Genomic DNA, 18993 nt, shown 5'->3' on the forward strand with positions numbered 1-18993 from the left:
AGCTATGTTTCGACAAGCTCAACATGACATTTTCGTAGAGTGATGGCCGTCCCGCACCAAACATACCTTATCTGGTTTTGAATGAACGAATGAAAACACTCAAGCTGGGTGGCGCTACCGTCAACCAAATCCCTTTAGACTGGAAAAACAACAAAGCCAATATCCTGGCCTGTATCGCTCAAGCGAAAAGGGAAGGCGTAGAGCTACTTTGCCTGCCTGAGCTGTGCATCACCGGCTATGGCTGCGAAGATTTGTTTCTGAGCGAATGGCTCCCGGCCAGGGCTATGGAGATCTTGCTCGAAATAGCCCCCGAGTGTGGCGGATTAGCGGTAGCACTTGGCTTGCCTGTGCGCCACCAGAACAAAGTATACAATTGCACCAGCTATGTAGTCGACGGTCAAATACAGGGCTTCTACGCCAAGCAAACCCTGGCCAATGAAGGCGTACATTATGAGCCCCGGTGGTTCACACCATGGCCACCTTCTACCACCGATGCCATTGAAGCCGGAGGAAAGACCTACCCCATCGGTGAGCTAACCTTTCACCTCAAAGACGTGCACCTGGGGTTTGAGATCTGCGAAGACGCCTGGCATGACGTGCGACCAGCCTGCCATCATATGGAAAAAGGCGTGGAGCTCATTCTCAACCCCAGCGCCAGTCACTTTGCCTTTGGTAAAGCTAGTTTCAGGCAAAATCTTGTCATTGAAAGCTCGAGGAAATTCAACGTGGCATACCTCTACTGCAACCTGCTCGGAAATGAGGCTGGACGCATGGTTTATGACGGCGATGTGATTCTGGCTCAAAATGGAAACCTGCTCTCGTACGGGCAGCGACTTTCGTTTGTCAGCTGGAAGCTGCAGACCTGCGAGGTCAACTTCAGCAACCCTGAGCAGTCGGAACGCCAGCCGATCAAGCCAATAGCGAATCAAAATGAAGAGTTCCCCAAGGCGGCGGCGCTTGCTCTGTTCGACTATATGCGAAAGAGCCGTAGCAAGGGTTTTGTGTTGTCACTTTCAGGTGGCGCCGATTCTTCTACCTGTGCTGTACTTGTGGCCGAAATGGTGAGACGTGGCACAGAAGAACTGGGGTTTGATGCCTTTAAAACCAAGCTGGGGTTGGCATCCTCATTGCCAAATGACAACAAAGCGATTGTGCACAGCATTTTGCAAACCGCTTACCAGGGCACGGTGAATAGCTCCGACGATACTTTCGACTCCGCCAAAGAGCTGGCCGAAAGCATAGGAGCCACTTTCTTCCAATGGCAGATCGACGATGAGGTAAGAGGCTACAGAGAAAAGGTGGAAAAAGCCCTGGGTCGACCGCTCACCTGGGAAACGGACGACATTGCTTTACAGAACATTCAGGCGAGAGCCCGCTCGCCCATTATTTGGATGCTGGCCAATATTGCCAATGCGCTGCTACTCACCACCAGCAACCGTAGTGAAGGCGATGTGGGCTATGCTACCATGGACGGCGACACCAGCGGTAGCCTGGCACCTATTGCTGCAGTTGACAAGGAGTTTGTAAAACAATGGCTCAAATGGGCGCAAAAAGAACTCGGCTACGATGGCTTGAGAAGAGTGAACAGCCTTACGCCAACTGCCGAACTTCGCCCTAAAGAGCAGCACCAGAGCGACGAAACAGATCTGATGCCTTATCATGTGCTGGTCGCCATTGAACGGGAAGGAATCCGCAACCGGAAGTCGCCACTGGAGGTTTTCGAAATTGTGAAAACGCTGAAGCTGGAATCAGACGAGTTGCTGAAACAGCATATCAAGCGTTTCTTCAGGCTGTGGAGCCGCAACCAGTGGAAAAGAGAGCGCATCGCCCCTGCCTTCCACCTCGACGATTTCAATGTAGACCCCCGCACCTGGTGCCGGTTTCCTATTTTATCAGGTGGGTTTGAGGAGGAGCTGGAGGCGCTTGGTTAGCTCCCACGAAGCTAGTTACACCCCAGCAAGAAACTAATTGATGAACTGCGGTTTTGGAGTGCTGTGTAACTGGTAAAGCGCTTTCGCATCGGTCGTTTTAAGAATTAGAACTATTCTTATTAGATTTATGGTTCTTTCATAAACCATTTCTCTTATGATAATCGAAAGAACCAAAGATGAAGTAATAATCAGGCTTCCTGCTACTCTGGATACTAAAGACCTTGAGGAAATGGTTAACTTTTTAAGGTTCAAGGAAATTACCGCCACCTCAAAAGCGTCCGAACATGATATTAAAAAACTAAATAAGGATGTAAAGAAAGGCAGGTGGGCCAAACAGAGTGCGAAGTTGCTGGGTGAATGAAAGTTGTTGTAGACACCAACATCGTTTTTAGTGGCCTTTTAAACCCAAAAAGCAGAATTGGCGAACTTCTAATTAAGTCAAAAGATTACTTCACATTTTATTCCCCGGAGTCGTTACTGGAAGAGCTAGAGGAACATCAACAAAAGATCCTCAAAATATCAAAGTATTCAGATTTAGAATATCTGGAGGCCAAGAGCATCATTCTCTCAAAGATTAATGTAGTTGATGATGAATCCATCCCAAAAGAATGCCTCTTAAAAGCTGAAAGCCTATTGACTGCCATTGATCCTGACGACACAATATTCCTGGCCTTGAGCTTCAACCTAAACGCATTCCTTTGGGCGGGTGATAAGAAAGTGGCTAATGGGCTGAAAAAGTTGAACGTCGATAAAACCATTTCCACTGAGGACATTTACAAGGCTTATCTGGATCGAGAGTTGAATAAATAGTCGTACAGTCAAATATGTCCTACACCCAAGCAATCTTCTACGAGATTTTTGTTCAGTCCTTCGCTGACTCCAATGGCGATGGCATTGGCGACATCAATGGGATGACTGCCAAACTGGACTACTTGCAAGAGCTTGGCATCACTGCTGTCTGGCTCATGCCCATTTGCCCTTCGCCCAGCTACCATAAATATGATGTGACCAACTACTATTCGGTCCATCCCGATTACGGCACACTCGACGGCTTTAAAAACTTCGTCCACCATGCCCACGCTCGTGGCATAAAGGTGATCATTGATTTTGTCATCAACCACACCTCTTCTCAGCACCCATGGTTCCTGAATGCCCGCACAGGCATACACGCAAAGTACCGTGATTACTACATCTGGGCAGACAAGGAGCACGTGGCAGAGCAAATAGAGAAGAAGGAAACCTCAGCAGATTCGGACAACATCCGGCAATGGCACCGAGTCGGCACGAAAGAGTCAACTGCGCAATATTACTATGGGTTTTTCAATAGCGACATGCCCGACCTGAACCACGACAACCCGGCTGTGAGGAACGAGGTGTATGCCATCGGCAAATTCTGGCTATCGGAAGTTGGCGTTGACGGTTTCAGAATGGACGCTGCCAAGCACATCTTCCCAGACGACAGAGCGGCCGATACACATGCCTTTTGGAAAGCATTCAGAGCACAAATGCAGTCGGTGAAGCCCGACGCCTATCTTATTGGGGAGGTATGGTCCGATGCCAGAAGTGCCTCACCTTACGCCGCAGGATTTTCATCGCTGTTCAACTTTGACCTGGCACAAAGCATCCTCGAATCGGTAGACAAGCGGCAACAAAAAGCAGCAGCGGTAGTCGGTAACTCCTACAAAATAAGTGAAGGCCAGCGACTGGTGGATATCATAAATGAATCTGCGCCGTGGTTCAAAGCTCACAACGAACACTTTGCGGAAGCTAGCTTTCTCAGCAACCATGACCAGAACAGAACCGCTTCTGCCCTGGGTGGAAAGGCAGACAAGATCAAACTGGCAGCCTGCATCCTTTTCACGCTTCCCGGCATTCCATTCATATACTACGGCGAGGAGCTGGGTATGCTGGGCATCAAGCCGGATGAACACATCAGAGAGCCAATGCTGTGGGATGAAATAGAAAGAGACACCTACCGAACCCGCTGGATAACACCCCGATACTCTACTGACGAAACAGTTGTTCCTGCAACACAACAAATGACTGACAGCAACTCTATGTACAGTCTTTACAAACAGCTTATTGCACTCAAGAAAACAGCCCTTTTTTCATTGGGGGCTATTGAGAGTCTGCCACTTGCCGGAGGCAATATCCTGGCGTTTAGCAGAAGGCTGGGGGAAATGCATGCGTTGGTTTATCACAACTTGTCTGCGAAAAAAACATCGATCACAATACCTGTTGGATATAGAGAAGCATTTGTCCGGGGTAAAGTGAAAATATCGGACGACGTTCTGACGTTAGGTGCCAGAGCCAGTTTGGTTCTCACAACTCCTTAGCCCCAAAGTTCGACTATGGCACCGGGTCGTATCCACTTCCTCCCCAGGGGTGACACCTTCCGATTCGCCTGGCGGCCAGCCAACCACCTTTGAAGGGGCCATGTTTGGTAATGGCCTCCTTGGCATACTCACTGCACGTAGGCGCATAGCGGCAGGCCGATGGAAACAGTGGCGAAATGCTATACTGATAAAACTTGATGGGCAAAACAGCCAACCAAATACCCAGCTTTCGAAAAAAAGTCCTGCCTCCCATGTCTTAGATTTCCTATACAACAATCAGTCCGGCCAAAATATTCCCCAGGCTGAAACACTTCCTTTTCACCTTAAATATCGGCATTAATGAGGACTTGTTTGGCAGAGTAACTAAGTTTGAGGTTTCTTTATTTAATTTCCGCAACTAAAGAACCAGAAGTACAACAAATAAAGGAAAATTTGGGTCTGTCCGTGAAATGAAGCTGCCACAGAAAAGGAATATAGGAAAGGATGAACCAATAATGCAGCTGAAAATCAATGCATTTGCAATTGCCTGCTTTTTTGCGCTGACACTTTTCGGCTGCCTGCCTTCGGCTGCCCAGGATTCAGGCAAAAAAAATAAGGCAGTTGCTGTAGACACCATTCCACAGCGTTTCATCAAGGTCGAGAAAATATATATTATCGGCCACAAAAGAACCCGCAAGTCTGTCATTACCAGGGAGCTCAGTATCGAGGAGAATGGCATCTACGATTCAACGACCCTGGCCACCACCCTGGAGCTGGACAAACAAAAGATTTTTAACACCCGGCTGTTTAATACCGTGGAAGTGACCCTGCTTGAAACCGCCCCCGGAATAGGAAGCGTGCTGGTGAAAGTGGAAGAACGCTGGTACTTCTTCCCCGCCCCTATCTTTCAACTAGCCGACCGTAATTTTAACGACTGGTGGACAAACCGGGAGCGGGATCTTAGCCGGGTCAACTATGGCGTAAGGGTTGACCAGTACAACCTGCGGGGCATGAACGACCGGCTGCGGCTAATAGCTCAGTTCGGATTTACGAGGCAATTTGACATCACCTACAGCATCCCCTATTTCGACAAACGGCAGCGTCATGGTTTTACAACCGGCGCCTCCTACAACGAGTCTAAGAACGTAGCCTACCAAACGGATAACCACATCCCCACTTTTATCCGGTCGGAAGACTTGATACAAAACCGGTTCAATACCTACCTCCAGTACAGTTACAGAAATGCCTTCTACAACTTTCACTACTTCACTGTTGGATATCAAAAATTGGAAGCAGCCGACACAATACGGCAACTAAACCCAAATTACTTCGGCATCAATAAGGGGCAACAACAGTTCGTTCATCTGAAATATCAATTTCTAAGAGACAGGAGAGACTTCCGAAATTATCCGTTAAAGGGCTACTATGTATCCTTCATTGGCGAAAAGGATGGTCTCAGCAATAAGTCAGATATTAACCTTTGGAGTGGAAAACTGCTCTATGCCAAATTCTGGGATATGGGCAAGGGTTTCTACTTTGCCGCAGGCCTTACCGGCTTAGTTTCAGGGCCGTCAAGCCAGCCCTACTCAGTGAACCAAAGTCTGGGCTTCGGCAGAAACTATGTGCGGGGCTTTGAGCTCAACGTGGTAGAAGGGCCGAGGTACGTGCTGAGTAAGAACACTTTCAAGAAAGAGATTTTCAAAACTACGAAAGACATCAGCAGAATCATGCTGATTCCTCAGTTTCAGAAGCTGCCGCTTGCCCTATATGCAAAGGTGTTTTTTGACCTGGGCTACGTGCAAAACTACCCCAACTACGAACTCAACACCCGCTTGAGCAACAAGCTGCTTTATGGCGTCGGCACAGGCCTCGACCTGGTTTCTTTCTACGACTTTGTAGTACGAACGGAATACTCCTATAATAGCCAGGGAGACTTTCACTTCTTCCTCAACTTCAAGGCAGAATTGTAAGAAGCTTTCGCAGGCAAATCCTCAATTACCCTCCTCAAAAACCACAAGCTTTCTCTTCCCTCTTTTATTGACCAAAAACCACTCCCCCACACGTGCTCCATTTTCATAATGGCCCTCATACTCTAAAGAACCATCTTTTCTATAAAACCTCCATAAGCCGTTTTCCAGCCCATCGGTATAAGCTCCTTCCTGCCAAATAGTGCCGTCATCGTAATAAGACACCCAGGTGTGATTTGGTAGCCCATTTTCATAAGTGCCTTTACGAATCAGAACACCTCGGTCGTTCATGAAAACCCATTGCCCTTTGTACAAACCGTCCTCATAGACTCCCTTCTTCTCAAGCTGCCCGTTTTCATGATAATAGAAGGCTGAATCAGTGAGCAATCCGCCTTCCCATGTTTCTTTGGCCATGATGGTTTCACCGGGATAATAGTACATAGCCAAGCCGTCAAGCTGGCCGACGCTGTAATGAACAGTAGCACTCTTCGTTCCCGAAGGATAGTAAAACACCCACTCTCCTTGCTTACGATTCTCGTCTAATATTCCCTCACTTTTAATGCTTCCAGTGGGGTATTTCTCCACTACAGGCTGCGCAAACAGTGAGAAACTAAAGATAGAGAACCCTATTAGAACATTTAACTTCAATGATTTAGGCACGCCAATCTTGTTTTAACCTCCACATAATTTTGCAAAAGAGAGAGCTTTGGCTAGATTAATACAATGGTTCAAAAGCTTTCACTCTCTGTATGTATCGTTTTTATCACACTTAGGGCAGTTGGTCAGGCCGGCGATTACTCTCTGGGCGCCCGAAGCGCCGCCGTGGGAACCACCTCTTCTACACTCACCGATCAGTTCAGTCTTTTCAACAACCCCGCCGGGCTGGCTCAGGCAAACTCACCGGGCGTTTTTGCAAGTTATGAAAATCGCTATCGAATAGAAGACTTTCAAGTGATGGGCGCAGGCGCTTCCATTCCTTTCGGAAAGTTCACCACCGGCGTAGGTTTCTATCGGTTTGGTGGCAAACTCTACACAGAACAGCTTGTAAGTTTAAAAGTGGCCAATAAAATTGGGTTTGTGAGCCTTGGTGGAGGCGTGAGCTATGTGCAGTACAATATCCCCACGATTGGCACCAGGGGCGTGCTGGTAGTTGACCTGGGTGGCATAGCGGCGATTAACAAACAATGGCACCTGGGGGCACATATTTACAACCTCACCCAATCAAAGCTCGTACCGGGAACCGGTGAAAGGGTGCCTACTGTGATGAAGCTTGGGGTTTCGTACCGACCCATTACGGCATTCATGGTCAATATGGAAGTATCCAAAGACATTAATCACAAGCCGATAGCGAGAGCGGGAATGGAATATTTCATCATTCCCCAGCTTGCGCTTAGAACCGGCTTCAGCACCGGCCCGTTTATTTCCTGCTTCGGCCTTGGGTTTAAGCCCGGTAAATTTCAAATAGACTATGCCTTCAGGAATGATGCAAGACTGGGAGAATTGCACCAAATGTCAGTGATTTATGCTTTCGCCGATAAAAAATAGCCTCACTGGTATTGCCCTTTGTCTCTTGTGCTGCTTACAGCTACATGCACAGCAGCAGCCACCTGAGCCACCTGCTGAGGACATAGATCTATATGCTTTTGTGCAAGAGCTCTTTGCTATACAAGACGAAGACGTCAACTACGACGACTTGTACGAGTCTTTGTTCCAGCTCTACACCAGCCCGATAGACATCAATCTTGCCACTTTCGAAGAGCTCTCATCTTTTTACATTTTAAGCCCTATTCAAATAGAAAGCCTGCTCAACTACCGGAAGCTCAACGGGCCACTTCTTTCCGTTTATGAGCTACAGGCAGTACCTAATTTTGATCTGGCGACCATCAGAAACATCAGGCCCTTCGTTACCGTTTCGGGAACAGGCAGCAAACAAGGAAAACCACTTTTTCAACGGGTGGCAGATGAAAAGAACAACTACCTGCTACTGCGAACCGAAAGAACGCTTGAAACGGCCAAAGGGTACAGCCAGGCGGATACAGCCGCCAATGGCGACCTGAGTAGCAGGTACGCTGGAAGTCCCTACAAACACTACGCCCGCTTTCGGGTGAGCCACCCCAACGATTTTAGCTTTGGTTTCACAGCGGAGAAAGACGCAGGCGAGGAGTTGCTCTGGAACCAGTCGAGACATGCTTACGGTGCCGATTTCTATTCATTTCACGGGCAAGTGAAAAACCAGGGCAATTTCAAAGCCATCAACATTGGTGACTACCAGCTTCAAATGGGACAGGGACTGGTGTTTGGGGCAGGGTTTGCCGCCGGCAAAGGTGGCGAAACACTCCTGACAGTCAAAAGAAACTCTACTGGTTTGCTACCTTACACCTCCGTGCTGGAAACAGGCTTTTTCAGAGGGGCTGCCGCTACCTATCCGTTGGGCAAATGGGAACTCACCGCCATTGCCTCCCGACTCCGGCAAGACGGCACCGTGCGAACAGACACCATCACCGACGGCCCTGAAGCCTACATCTCTTCCATTCTCAACACGGGCTTCCATCGAACCGAATCGGAAATAAATGGCAAAGGTCAGGTGGTGGAGCATGACGTGGGAGGCAACCTGCAATACAAAAGCGGCACTTTTCAATTTGGCCTTAACACGTTGTACACCCAATTCAGCACGCCGATTCAAAAAACTCCGGCACTGTACAACCAGTTCGAGTTTTCTGGCAGAGCAAATCATATCAGCAGTTTGTATTTCTCCAAGCTATGGCAAAACACCCAATTTTTCGGTGAGGCAGCCAGGTCCAGTTCAGGGGGTTGGGGGGCTATTGGCGGCCTTATGGTGAGCATCACCAACAGTCTTGGTGCCAGCATGGTGGCGAGAAACTACCAGCGGGACTTCCACAGCTTTTATGCAAGATCCTTTGGAGAGGCTTCGAGAAATGTGAACGAAAAAGGCATCTATTGGGGCATCAAATGGCGAGCCACATCAAAGCTGTTGTTCACTGCCTATTATGACAAGTTTAGCTTTCCCTGGCTGCGATACAATACCGACGCTCCTTCGGATGGGAACGAATACCTGGCCATGTCCACTTACAGCTTCAGCAAGTTGACGAAATTTTATGTACAACTAAGGCAACAGACCAAAGCCGAAAATGGCGAAATACTTGCGGATAATTTACAGGTGCCGGTTGAAACCAAAAAAGGAAACATAATTCTCAATCTGGATCATGACACAGGCAATCTGCTAAGCTTCAAATCCCGGCTACAGCTAAGCAGGTACGAAAAGGAAGAAGTGGTGAGCACAGGATTTGCGATCATCCAGGATTTGAACCTTACGCTACCAAAATGGAGGTTCAGCTCACGCATTGCCTTGTTCGACACCGACGACTATAGCAATCGGCAATATGTGTATGAAAAAGATGTGCTTTATGCCTTTTCTATTCCTGCATATACGGGCAAAGGCATCAGAACTTACCTGCTCGCTCAGTACAAAATCGGCGATAAGGTTACCATATGGGGGCGCTGGGCGAAATTTTCCTACATGAATACCAAAAGCACGGGGTCAGGTTTGCAAGAGATAAATGGCTCTTTAAAAAATGATTTTAAAGTACAAATAAAGGTGGCCCTCTGGTGAATTCTATTAAAAAGTTATTTTTTACAGTTATTTAGTGAGTCTACAGTTGATTTTGTTAACCTATTTTTTTGTAATCCGTCAATAAAGCTTCGTTACGATTTCATGCAATGTTTTATTTAATGTTATTTTTTTTATATTTACTGAAAGTAAAACAGCATTACTTCTATGATAATGGAGCTTACGGATATGAAGGAGCTAATAGTTATTGATGATGACCCGATCAATAATTTCATTTGTAAAAAAATGATTGAAGAGATTTCCGGCGATTTCAAAATCAGAAGTTTTGAAAGTGCCGTTGAAGGGTTAGCCTATCTATCCTCCCTGGATTCGAACGCACAGAGCTATCCAACGCATATTATGCTGGATTTGAATATGCCACAGTATAACGGCTGGCAATTCCTTTCTGACTATCAAAGATTAAATCTTCATCAAACTCACCACACCTGCTTATATGTGGTAAGCTCCACGATTCTGAGAGATGAAATTGAGAAGATTAAAGAGCTGTCATTCGTAACCGATTTTATATCTAAACCATTGACTGTCTATAAGTTAAAAAAGCTTGTGGAAACTGAAGACTTGCCGTAAACCAGGTGACTGTAAGTGCAATAGCAACCTACACTAAGGTTGTGATTGCAGGGAATTCTCACCCTACCGGCTATTTTTGAGCATTGTGGAACTTTCATGGGGATTATCGTATTTATATGTATATACATTAAATATTGATACCTCCATGACATCCACATTAATACAAAAGGAAACCCCCACCGACTTCGATATACATCCGCTCATTAAAGAAAGGTGGAGTCCAAGATCCTTCTCACCAAAAAAGGTGAGCCGTAGCGCCGTCAACCAACTTCTTGAAGCCATGCGTTGGGCGCCCTCTGCCATGAACGAACAGCCCTGGGAGGTACTGGCGGCACAAAAAGGTACGAAAAGCCATGACACGCTGGCGAAGACACTTGCCCCGGGTAACCAACCCTGGGCGCCAGATGCCCCCGTGTTGCTGCTGGTGATGGCACGCACTACGTACAGCAATGGCACCCCAAATCATTCCGCTCTGTATGACCTGGGTTTGGCGGTTGGCAACTTAAGTATTGAAGCAACTCACCTCGGACTTTCGCTCCATCAAATGGGTGGATTTGACAGAACGATGGCCAGAGAATCATTCAACCTCCGTGAAAATCTGCAACCAGTAGTAATGATTGCCGTTGGCTATCGGGACAGCCATGAGAGTCTGCCTGAAGACCTGCAGCAGAGAGAGCTGGCGCCGAGGAAGAGGAAAAAAATTGAAGAATTTGCGGTGGTTGATTTCTAATCACTTCCGACAATCATAAATCAACAATGATGGTCTAATAAAGCTGCCACTGCGTTATATTTAAACCAGGTAGCTTTATTGATTCATGATATACGAGAAGCGAGACCCGGCGTGGGTGCAACTGCCACTAGATTCCGGCCATTTCGACCAGTCTCATTTTATCAGGAACTTCAAAGCATTTACCGGGGAAGAACCCACAGGCTACCTTTTCAACGAAGAAAACATGGCCAATTTCTTCCTTCACAAATAGGTGTCGGCTTTTTACAATACAAAATGCTTTCGATTAGCTGATGTTGAATAAAAAACTATGAAGTCAATCCTGACCATTACTCTGCTCCTATTGACAGCCTCGTTGTCATATGCACAGTCGGCAAACGCCGCTTCTGCCAAAAATTTTAAAAAGCTCTCGTGGCTGGAAGGCACCTGGGAGCGCAGAAATGTAAAGCCAGGAAAAAGCGCTCATGAAAGGTGGGAAAAGGACAGCAAAACAAAGTGGATAGGGTTCGGGGTTTCTATGCAGGGAGAGGACACTACCTTTTTGGAAAAACTGAGCATTGTAGTTGAAAATGGAAGCATCTACTACATAGCCGACGTGCCAGAGAATAAAGCGCCTGTGCTATTTCAATTCACCCAGGTTAGCAAGCAGGGCTTTGTTTGCGAAAACCCGACACACGATTTTCCAAAGAAGATTAGCTACACGATAGAGGGAGACAGGCTTGAGGTTCAGATATCCGGGGATGGCCAAGCCATGGACTTTGAATTTGTAAAGAAAGAATAAAAAAGAGGCTTTCGCCTCTTTTTTATTCTTCATCAATAACCTCAATTAGAAAGTTGCAATGGCCATGTTTTGCTATCTGTCCGTGTCAAAACAGTGGTGCCTGCGTCTCCGTAATCATTGGACCAGTCTATCGTTAAGGCAGTGCCATCGTTGTTTTTAATAACGAAGGTGTAAATAAGGCCATACTGATCGGAGCCAGTAAGGCTAATCTTGTTGCACACATCCACCAACCGTACACCAACCGCCGGTGTATCGTCCCAGGCACAGTCGTACTGACCAAATGTAGCATCGGAGACGGCATACCTACCACCACCAAGCGCTGTTAGGGTACCTGTGCCGGTAACCGGGTTGCTGCAATTGCCAGCTGCCCCACCAGGACCAGCTGCGATCACAGTTGTAGAAAAGTCATAGCTTCCACCAAGATCGGACGCACAGGCAATCGACCAGCGCACATTACAGCCCCCGAAGGATGGCTGGGCAGGCTGCTGGCACAAATCGCTGTTAAGCGCCACTGTGAAAGTTCTTCCGTCGGTAGAGTGGATTGGAAAAGTGAGGTTAAAACCATCGCCTACCTTAAAAAAATCAATGTCAACGCCCAGTGACTCCGCAGCAGCAGCAGCAGTCAGGCTGAATGTAGATGGAAAGGAAGTAACCTCACCGACCTTCACTGCATCATACACTTTATCCACGTACACATCCTCCAGTTCATTGTAGGTACCATCCTTTTCGGTAAACGTTAGCATGATATCCACACTCGACACCTCTGTTACGTCAAAGCCGTCCACATCAATGGTAAACTCCACCTCCTCTGACGCCAAAGGATTCAGGGCATTGAAGAAGTTTTTACTTGGGTTCACCGAAATTTTCGTCACCGCCCCAATATTGTCGTTGATATCCGGTGCTGGATTCCAGTCCTCGTCCTGACAACCGTTCAATAGAATGAGCCAGGCAAATACTACAGTTAATATGCTTATTTTCTTCATGTTCTTTCTCTTTAATGGTTAGTTAGCATCCCAGAAAATTGGCTCACTTACCAAAGGCACCGGATTGGGGGCGTTTGGATTAGAAGAAAGCTCTCCCGGAGGGTATGGAAGCCTCAAAGGGAATGGGCCGCTCGGCGCAAGAGACGACGGCTGATCGTTTGGCATGCCTGTGCGACGGTAATCAGTGTACGACTCAAACCCATTGCCATAGCTGGCATAGAATTTTTCCGTCATCACGATGTTCAGTCTTTGGCTGTTGTTTCCGGCAGCTGCATAGCTATCTGAAATGGCATCAAGGTAGTCATCAACATCAGCCTGATCCATTGCTACCGCATTGTTAGGATCAATTGCCAGGCCAAAAGCCTCCACTTTGCTGAAGGAGTCCTTGATGCCTTTTAGTGTAAGTGCCAAAGGATCGCCTGGTGTACCCAGCGTAATGGCCGCTTCTGCCAGCATAAATGATACATGGAAATTAGTCAGCCAGGGCATAATACCAGCACCCGTGCCGTGCCCCCTGTCGAACCTGCGCTCCCCCCCAGAGGGGCCAACATCATAGGAACCGCCTATCGGATACACGCCAAAAGTTGCTCTGATAGTGTTGTCACCAGGGATACCTGACGGATCTCCATGATCTCTGCCAATATAACCGTCGGCCGCAGCACCCAATGCAGGGAGGCCATTTGAAGGCTCTTGTCCTCCAAGCCATCCATACACACAATCGCTCCTTTGAGAACATGGCTGGGTCTGGAAATCCAGGTCAGCGTCTTCTCCCTGTCTGAAAATGTAGAATGGCAGGCGGGGGTCATTTTTAGCAATCAGATGGTACATGAAGTAATTGTTCATGTACTGAGTTTTGCTGCCAGGGATGTACTCCTGCTGATAAATGGGGTGCTGGTTCATGGGAGACACAGACGACCCAAACGTGAACTGAAAATCGTCAGCATTGGTCGATATAAAATTGTTCTCGGTTATCAGCGTTTCAATGCCTGCTTTCGATCTGGCGGCATCGACCAAACGAATATTGAGCAGCAAACGGAGTTTAAGTGTGTTGGCCGCTTTCACCCACTTGCTGTAGTTGCCGCCGTAAATCAAATCACTTGAAACTGGCGACTCGCTGTTCTCAATGGCTTCCTTCAGGTCAGCCTTCGCAACATCAACCAAATCAATGATGTGGTCGTAGACGGCAGCATCGTCTTCATAATGCGGAAACAATACCTCCTCACCTTGCAGTGCCTCAGTGTAAGGCACATCGCCCCAGGTATCCACCAGCACCATGTACAGGTAAGCTTTCATTACTTTAGCAATACCAGAGTATCCTTTGAACCCTGCTTCTTCTCCCTGCTTAACAATTGTCTGCAAGTCTTTAAGCGCCTGATCAAACATCGAATTAAAGTCGTTGGAGAAGTTGGCACCGGTGATATTATAGGTGCTCTGGTTCAGCCTTGTATAGTGCTGAATAAATGCAGATGCATTTTCCTGCACGTTCCTGGTCGTCCAAAAACCAGCCGACACCTGCGCTGCTGGTAAAAGCAGGTTCAATGAGGCTTCAGACGGGTTATTTGGGTCAGTGTTTACATCAAGGAAGTCTGAGCCACACGACATGCTAAATATCGCCAGCATCACTATCACTACCTTTGAAAGTTTATTATTTAAAATCTTCATATTCTCTTCAATTAAAAAGTGAATCTTAGGTTAACACCATATCTCCTTGTGGTTGGGATAATTCCCAGGTCAATGCCCTGGGCATTACCGCTCTGGAATGCACTCAAGCCTTCCACATTACCCGTTCCCAGGGAGTTTGTCTCTGGGTCAAAATTGAGATCATCAGGGAAATTGAGCGCTTTGAACCATAAATTCCTGCCTGATAATGAGATGTTAGCAGAACCAAAAGGTGTCTTGCTCAGGAGGTTCTTTGGCAACGAATAGCCAAGAGAAATCTCCCTCAAGCGGATGGTGCTTGCGTCAAACACAGAGAACTCTTCCGGCCCTGAACTTCCGAATGTGTTGATAAAGTACCAGTCGTTGACAGTCAGCGAAGTTGTGTTAGGAATGGTATTTCCATTGTCATCCAGCTTTGCACTTTGTGTGTTTGGATCACCAACCACGCCGGGGATGACAACCGTTACTTCACGACCTCTTGGGCCCTCTGGCACGGTACCTGTGGTTAAACCACGGCCATACACCTGATTGTAGGTTCCAGACCACATATCGCCACCATCACGATAATCGAAAAGTACATTAAGTGTTACCCCTTTATAGGTAAAGCTGTTGGTCACACCCAGAATGTAATTAGGGTTAGGATCTCCGATGATTTGCTCTTCAGACGATTGAATAAGCTTCCCGGTGGCAGGGTCAACCAATAGCTGGCCGTCTTCGGACCTGGCAGCCACGGAGCCTTTGATCTGACCGTATGGCAAGCCTACAGCATGAACAACCCTTACGCTATTGCCGAAGCCATTGATAAACACTTCATCCAGGCCTTCTGTCAGCTCTTCAACCACATTGCGGTTGCGGGTAAACGAAGCAAAAATATTCCAGTTGAACCCATTGGCCAGCGATACTGGCGTAAGGTCCAGGCCAACTTCGATTCCCTTGTTACTCACTTTACCGATATTAGACACGGCACTGTTGAAGCCGGAAGTAGACGGCACAGTAATCGCCACTATCTGGTCAGTAGTGTTTCGGTTATAATAAGTAAAGTCTATTCCGACCTTGTTTTTGAACAACCTCAGATCGGTACCGATTTCATATTCAGTAGTAAATTCAGGCGTTAACAGCCCATTGCCCAAACCGCCGGAAACAGTTTGTCCGTTGGTTCCAATGAAAGGAAAATCAACAAAGGCAATATTGTTACCAAAGCCTGGCCCGGATGGGTTGGTATTGAACAACACTGACTGTGTGAGGTATGGCGATGGGTCACTACCCACCTTGGCAACACCTACCCTGATTTTTCCACTATTCAGGATGTCGTTAGAAATATTCAAGGCATCGGTGAAAATAAAAGATGAGCTTGCGCCTCCGTAGAAATAGCTTCTCTTGTCTTTAGGCAGTGCCGAGGTCAAATCATTCCGACCTGTTAGGTTAAGGAAAAGATAGTCCTTGTACGAGAAAGAAAGGTCAGCAAGGAAGGCCTGGTAGGCTCTTTCAGATTTATTCCCTCCAAAAGGCGTCACGCTTTGCGTGTTGTCGAGGTCGTTGATACCATCAACGATGATGCCCACTCCCTGAAATGCCTGGCGATCCACGGTACGAAGGTTAGCGTTGTGACCAACGATGGCCTTTAGCCCTATGTGTTCAGACAAATCTCTTGAAACAGTCACAAGCAAGTTACCATCCAGCTCCATCCTTCTCAGGTCATCTTTGATGATCCGGCCTGTGGGAAATGCTGTATTGCTTCTTGGAAGCACCTCTAGTTTGCGGTCTGTAAAGCCGTTAAAACCAACTTTGTACGTCACGTTCAACCACTCGAAAACGTCGTAGCCGATATTGAAATTTCCGAAGTACCTGTCCACATCGCTGGTATGTGGCGCATGGTAGGCCAAAAAGTAAGGGTTGTCGTTGTCAGGACGGTAGAAAGCCTGATTGCCATTGGCATCCTGATAGGGCAGCCCTTTTACATTGACGTTTGGTGGAGTGAAAAGCAAACGCTGTGTTACAGATGGCCCGCCCGAGAACAAACCTGTTGACGGAGGCGAGGTAAGATCCGTGTTTACGTAGGTCATGCTACCGCCAATGAAAATGCCATTGTCCAGCGTGGTGTTGCCACCAAAGTTCATGCTGGTTCTGGTCACTTCGTTGTTAATCACAATTCCCTGATTGTTCATTCTGGAAAGGCCGGCCACGAAATTGGCCTTGTCATTGCCTCCTGAAATATTCACGGCAGTTTCAAGCACTCCACCTGTCTGGAAAAAATCCTTAGGAGTATTGTAAGTACCCAGAAGAACTGAATCGCTGGAGAACTCAGGGAAGTAAGGTGTATTATTAGGGTTGTTGTACCGGTCGTAGGGGTGAGCTACCCAGGGACGCCCAGTAGCAGGGTCTATGCTTTTGATTAGCGTGGCATTCTCTCTCACTTGCCATGCAGGCGAATTCAAATCGAAGGGAGCACCCCACGTGCCAAAGTTACCATCAACATAAAGGAAGTTATTGCCCTGCGTATACTGGGTCTGATAATCAGGCAAATTGGATACTTTCTCAGTGGAATAGGAAGTGTTTACACTGATTTCCATTCCCTTACGGGTTCCTTTCTTACCAGCTTTAGTTGTTACTACAATCACACCATTCGCAGCCCTTGAGCCATAGAGCGCCGCAGCTGCAGCACCCTTCAACACTGTCATTGACTCGATGGTGTTGGGGTCAAGATCAAAGGAACGGTTGGACGTAGTGGTTTGGCTGGTAAATGAGCCAGTGGCATAGGTGGTGTTGTCAAAAGGCACACCATCCACTACCCAAAGCGGTTGGTTGTTTCCCAGCAGAGAAGAGGCTCCCCTGATGGTGATGTTAGAACCCTGGCCAGCCGCACCACCTGCGCCAATGATGTTGACGCCGGGTATTTTACCCTGCAAGGCTCTCAAAGCATCGGGCTCAGATTTTTGAGCTATCTGGTCGCTTTTCAGCTCCGTTACAGCATAGCCAAGTGCTTTCTTCTCCCGCTCAATACCAACTGCTGTCACAACCACCTCAGAGAGTTGTTTCACGTCGGACTCCATGCTAGCGTCGATGACGGAACGGGAGCCGATTTCAGTTTCCTGGGACAAAAGACCAATAAATGAAAAAACCAATGTCCCTCCCGATGAAGGAACGGTGATTTTATAATTACCGTCAATATCAGTGACGGTACCAGTTGCGGTGCCTTTCAGCACCACGTTCACACCAGGTAGCTCTGTGCCGTCTTCGGCTGAGACTACCTTACCGGATACGGTTCGGTCCTGCGCCCAAACATGGGTTAATGCTGTCGTAGTAAACAAAATTGTAATCAGTAGAATTTTTCTCATAAGAAAATAATTGGATTGTAGTTAAAAATGATTGTGGCTATCAAGCCATTCGATACACACAGGTTATGCATGTCGCCTCGCTGTCCTTGGTTTTCGCTGCCGGAAAGAGTCCGCTACCTTAGCGGAAGTATCCAATCTCAAATGTCAGCGAAGTGTTGCGGGATTAATTCCCCCTATTTGTGGGATTTTAAAATGTGGGGCGCTCAATAATTCCAACAGAAAGCATGTTTCATTGAAAATACTATAATGAAAGGCCGCTTGAGAAAGCATGTGTACAAGGGGAAATTCCTTTGCAGGGTGAATTGAGCAAGCTGGAAATGAAAAAAGCCTCTAATGAGGCTTTTTTCCAATTGTATATTCAGGTTGAAACTTAGATGTACTTGTTGTGGCGGCCAATCTCAATGGCGTTGGCTTTTGATTTTACGCCCAGCTTTATGTAGATATTTTTGATGTGCGTCTTGATGGTTTCTCTGTGAACAAATAATTCATCAGCGATCTGGGAATAGCTCTTTCCCTCTGCCAGTTTCTCCAGCACCTCTGTTTCTCTCCTGGAAAGCGGCGAGTCTGTGTTGCGTTGAAAAGATTCGATAACCATGCGTGATATTTCTTTGGAAAGAGGGGCGCCTCCCTGTAGCACTTCGTCAATACCGTCAAGAAGATCGCTGTAGCTAACAGCCTTTGCCATGAAGCCAGCTGCACCTGCATTGAACGACTGGAAAACTGATTCTTTGTCCGTATGCAGCGAAACCACTATTATATTGGCCTTCGGAAGCTTCTTCTTAATGCGCCCAATGCCTTCAATGCCGCTCATGCCCGGCAGTTCCAGGTCCATCAATACTACATCTGGTGCGTCGCTTTCGATATTATCCAGGGCCTCTTCACAAGAAGTATATGTATTCACGACATGGTATTTAGAAATACTGTCGATCAGAATCTTGTAGCCTTCTTTGATAACAAAGTTATCTTCAACGATACAAATCTTGGTAGGAATGGTTGTCATAGTGTTTGACCACATACAATAAAAATTAGGCTAACTGGAAAGCAGCTATATCAAGCAAATCGATCACGGCCATAAAATA

The 18993-nt window shown here is 47.2% G+C and carries 17 protein-coding genes; 11 read left to right on the forward strand and 6 right to left on the reverse strand.

Annotated features, from left to right (window positions below; genetic code table 11):
- Positions 1-89: 89 nt before the first annotated feature.
- The 4 genes from nadE (at position 90) to AAC052_RS01770 (ending at position 4267) form a co-directional block, all read left to right on the forward strand.
- Positions 90-1931, forward strand: coding sequence for an NAD(+) synthase (gene nadE, locus AAC052_RS01755; protein ID WP_339810450.1), 1842 nt, complete (start codon positions 90-92; stop codon positions 1929-1931).
- A gap of 154 nt (positions 1932-2085) precedes the next feature.
- On the forward strand, positions 2086-2292 hold the full coding sequence (locus AAC052_RS01760) for a hypothetical protein (RefSeq protein ID WP_339810451.1): 207 nt from the start codon (positions 2086-2088) through the stop codon (positions 2290-2292).
- Positions 2289-2741 (forward strand): putative toxin-antitoxin system toxin component, PIN family, encoded by a 453-nt coding sequence (locus AAC052_RS01765; protein ID WP_339810453.1) that lies wholly within the window; start codon positions 2289-2291, stop codon positions 2739-2741. The genes AAC052_RS01760 and AAC052_RS01765 overlap by 4 nt, the downstream gene beginning before the upstream one ends.
- 14 nt (positions 2742-2755) lie before the next feature.
- The gene (locus AAC052_RS01770; protein ID WP_339810454.1) at positions 2756-4267 is read left to right on the forward strand and encodes an alpha-amylase family glycosyl hydrolase; all 1512 of its coding nucleotides are present in this window, start codon (positions 2756-2758) and stop codon (positions 4265-4267) included.
- A gap of 13 nt (positions 4268-4280) precedes the next feature.
- Here AAC052_RS01770 and yidD read toward each other — a convergent pair whose 3' ends face one another.
- A complete protein-coding gene (gene yidD / locus AAC052_RS01775; protein ID WP_317490246.1) occupies positions 4281-4520 on the reverse strand; it encodes a membrane protein insertion efficiency factor YidD in 240 nt (79 codons plus the stop codon).
- 241 nt (positions 4521-4761) lie between these two features.
- Here yidD and AAC052_RS01780 point away from each other — a divergent pair, with 241 nt between their 5' ends.
- Positions 4762-6216 (forward strand): POTRA domain-containing protein, encoded by a 1455-nt coding sequence (locus AAC052_RS01780; protein WP_339810455.1) that lies wholly within the window; start codon positions 4762-4764, stop codon positions 6214-6216.
- 21 nt (positions 6217-6237) lie between these two features.
- Here the strand turns inward: AAC052_RS01780 and AAC052_RS01785 are convergent, their stop codons facing one another.
- A complete protein-coding gene (locus AAC052_RS01785; protein ID WP_339810456.1) occupies positions 6238-6873 on the reverse strand; it encodes a toxin-antitoxin system YwqK family antitoxin in 636 nt (211 codons plus the stop codon).
- A gap of 63 nt (positions 6874-6936) precedes the next feature.
- Here AAC052_RS01785 and AAC052_RS01790 point away from each other — a divergent pair, with 63 nt between their 5' ends.
- The 6 genes from AAC052_RS01790 to AAC052_RS01815 all read left to right on the forward strand — a co-directional run bounded on the left by AAC052_RS01790 (position 6937) and on the right by AAC052_RS01815 (position 11937).
- Positions 6937-7758, forward strand: coding sequence for a hypothetical protein (locus AAC052_RS01790; protein WP_339810457.1), 822 nt, complete (start codon positions 6937-6939; stop codon positions 7756-7758).
- Positions 7736-9844, forward strand: coding sequence for a helix-hairpin-helix domain-containing protein (locus AAC052_RS01795; RefSeq protein ID WP_339810458.1), 2109 nt, complete (start codon positions 7736-7738; stop codon positions 9842-9844). The genes AAC052_RS01790 and AAC052_RS01795 overlap by 23 nt, the downstream gene beginning before the upstream one ends.
- 171 nt (positions 9845-10015) lie before the next feature.
- Positions 10016-10429 (forward strand): response regulator, encoded by a 414-nt coding sequence (locus AAC052_RS01800; protein WP_339810460.1) that lies wholly within the window; start codon positions 10016-10018, stop codon positions 10427-10429.
- Positions 10430-10574: 145 nt separating this feature from the next.
- Positions 10575-11159: a nitroreductase family protein gene (locus AAC052_RS01805; RefSeq protein WP_339810462.1), complete on the forward strand. Its 585-nt coding sequence runs from the start codon at positions 10575-10577 to the stop codon at positions 11157-11159.
- Between the two features lie 85 nt (positions 11160-11244).
- A complete protein-coding gene (locus AAC052_RS01810; RefSeq protein ID WP_339810464.1) occupies positions 11245-11409 on the forward strand; it encodes a hypothetical protein in 165 nt (54 codons plus the stop codon).
- A 57-nt stretch (positions 11410-11466) separates the two neighbouring features.
- Complete coding sequence (locus AAC052_RS01815) at positions 11467-11937, forward strand: DUF6265 family protein (protein ID WP_339810466.1); 471 nt, start codon at positions 11467-11469, stop codon at positions 11935-11937.
- A gap of 41 nt (positions 11938-11978) precedes the next feature.
- Here the strand turns inward: AAC052_RS01815 and AAC052_RS01820 are convergent, their stop codons facing one another.
- From AAC052_RS01820 to AAC052_RS01835, 4 genes are all read right to left on the reverse strand, one after another.
- Positions 11979-12920: a hypothetical protein gene (locus tag AAC052_RS01820; protein ID WP_317490237.1), complete on the reverse strand. Its 942-nt coding sequence runs from the start codon at positions 12918-12920 to the stop codon at positions 11979-11981.
- 18 nt (positions 12921-12938) lie between these two features.
- Positions 12939-14582 (reverse strand): SusD/RagB family nutrient-binding outer membrane lipoprotein, encoded by a 1644-nt coding sequence (locus tag AAC052_RS01825; RefSeq protein WP_317490236.1) that lies wholly within the window; start codon positions 14580-14582, stop codon positions 12939-12941.
- Between the two features lie 11 nt (positions 14583-14593).
- Positions 14594-17914, reverse strand: coding sequence for a SusC/RagA family TonB-linked outer membrane protein (locus AAC052_RS01830; RefSeq protein WP_339810470.1), 3321 nt, complete (start codon positions 17912-17914; stop codon positions 14594-14596).
- 370 nt (positions 17915-18284) lie between these two features.
- Entirely contained in the window at positions 18285-18914 is a 630-nt protein-coding gene (locus AAC052_RS01835) for a response regulator transcription factor (protein WP_151998858.1), read from the reverse strand.
- Between the last annotated feature and the right edge of the window lie 79 nt (positions 18915-18993).

The organism is uncultured Imperialibacter sp. (genome assembly GCF_963974565.1).
Taxonomy (GTDB): Bacteria; Bacteroidota; Bacteroidia; order Cytophagales; family Cyclobacteriaceae; genus Imperialibacter; species Imperialibacter roseus.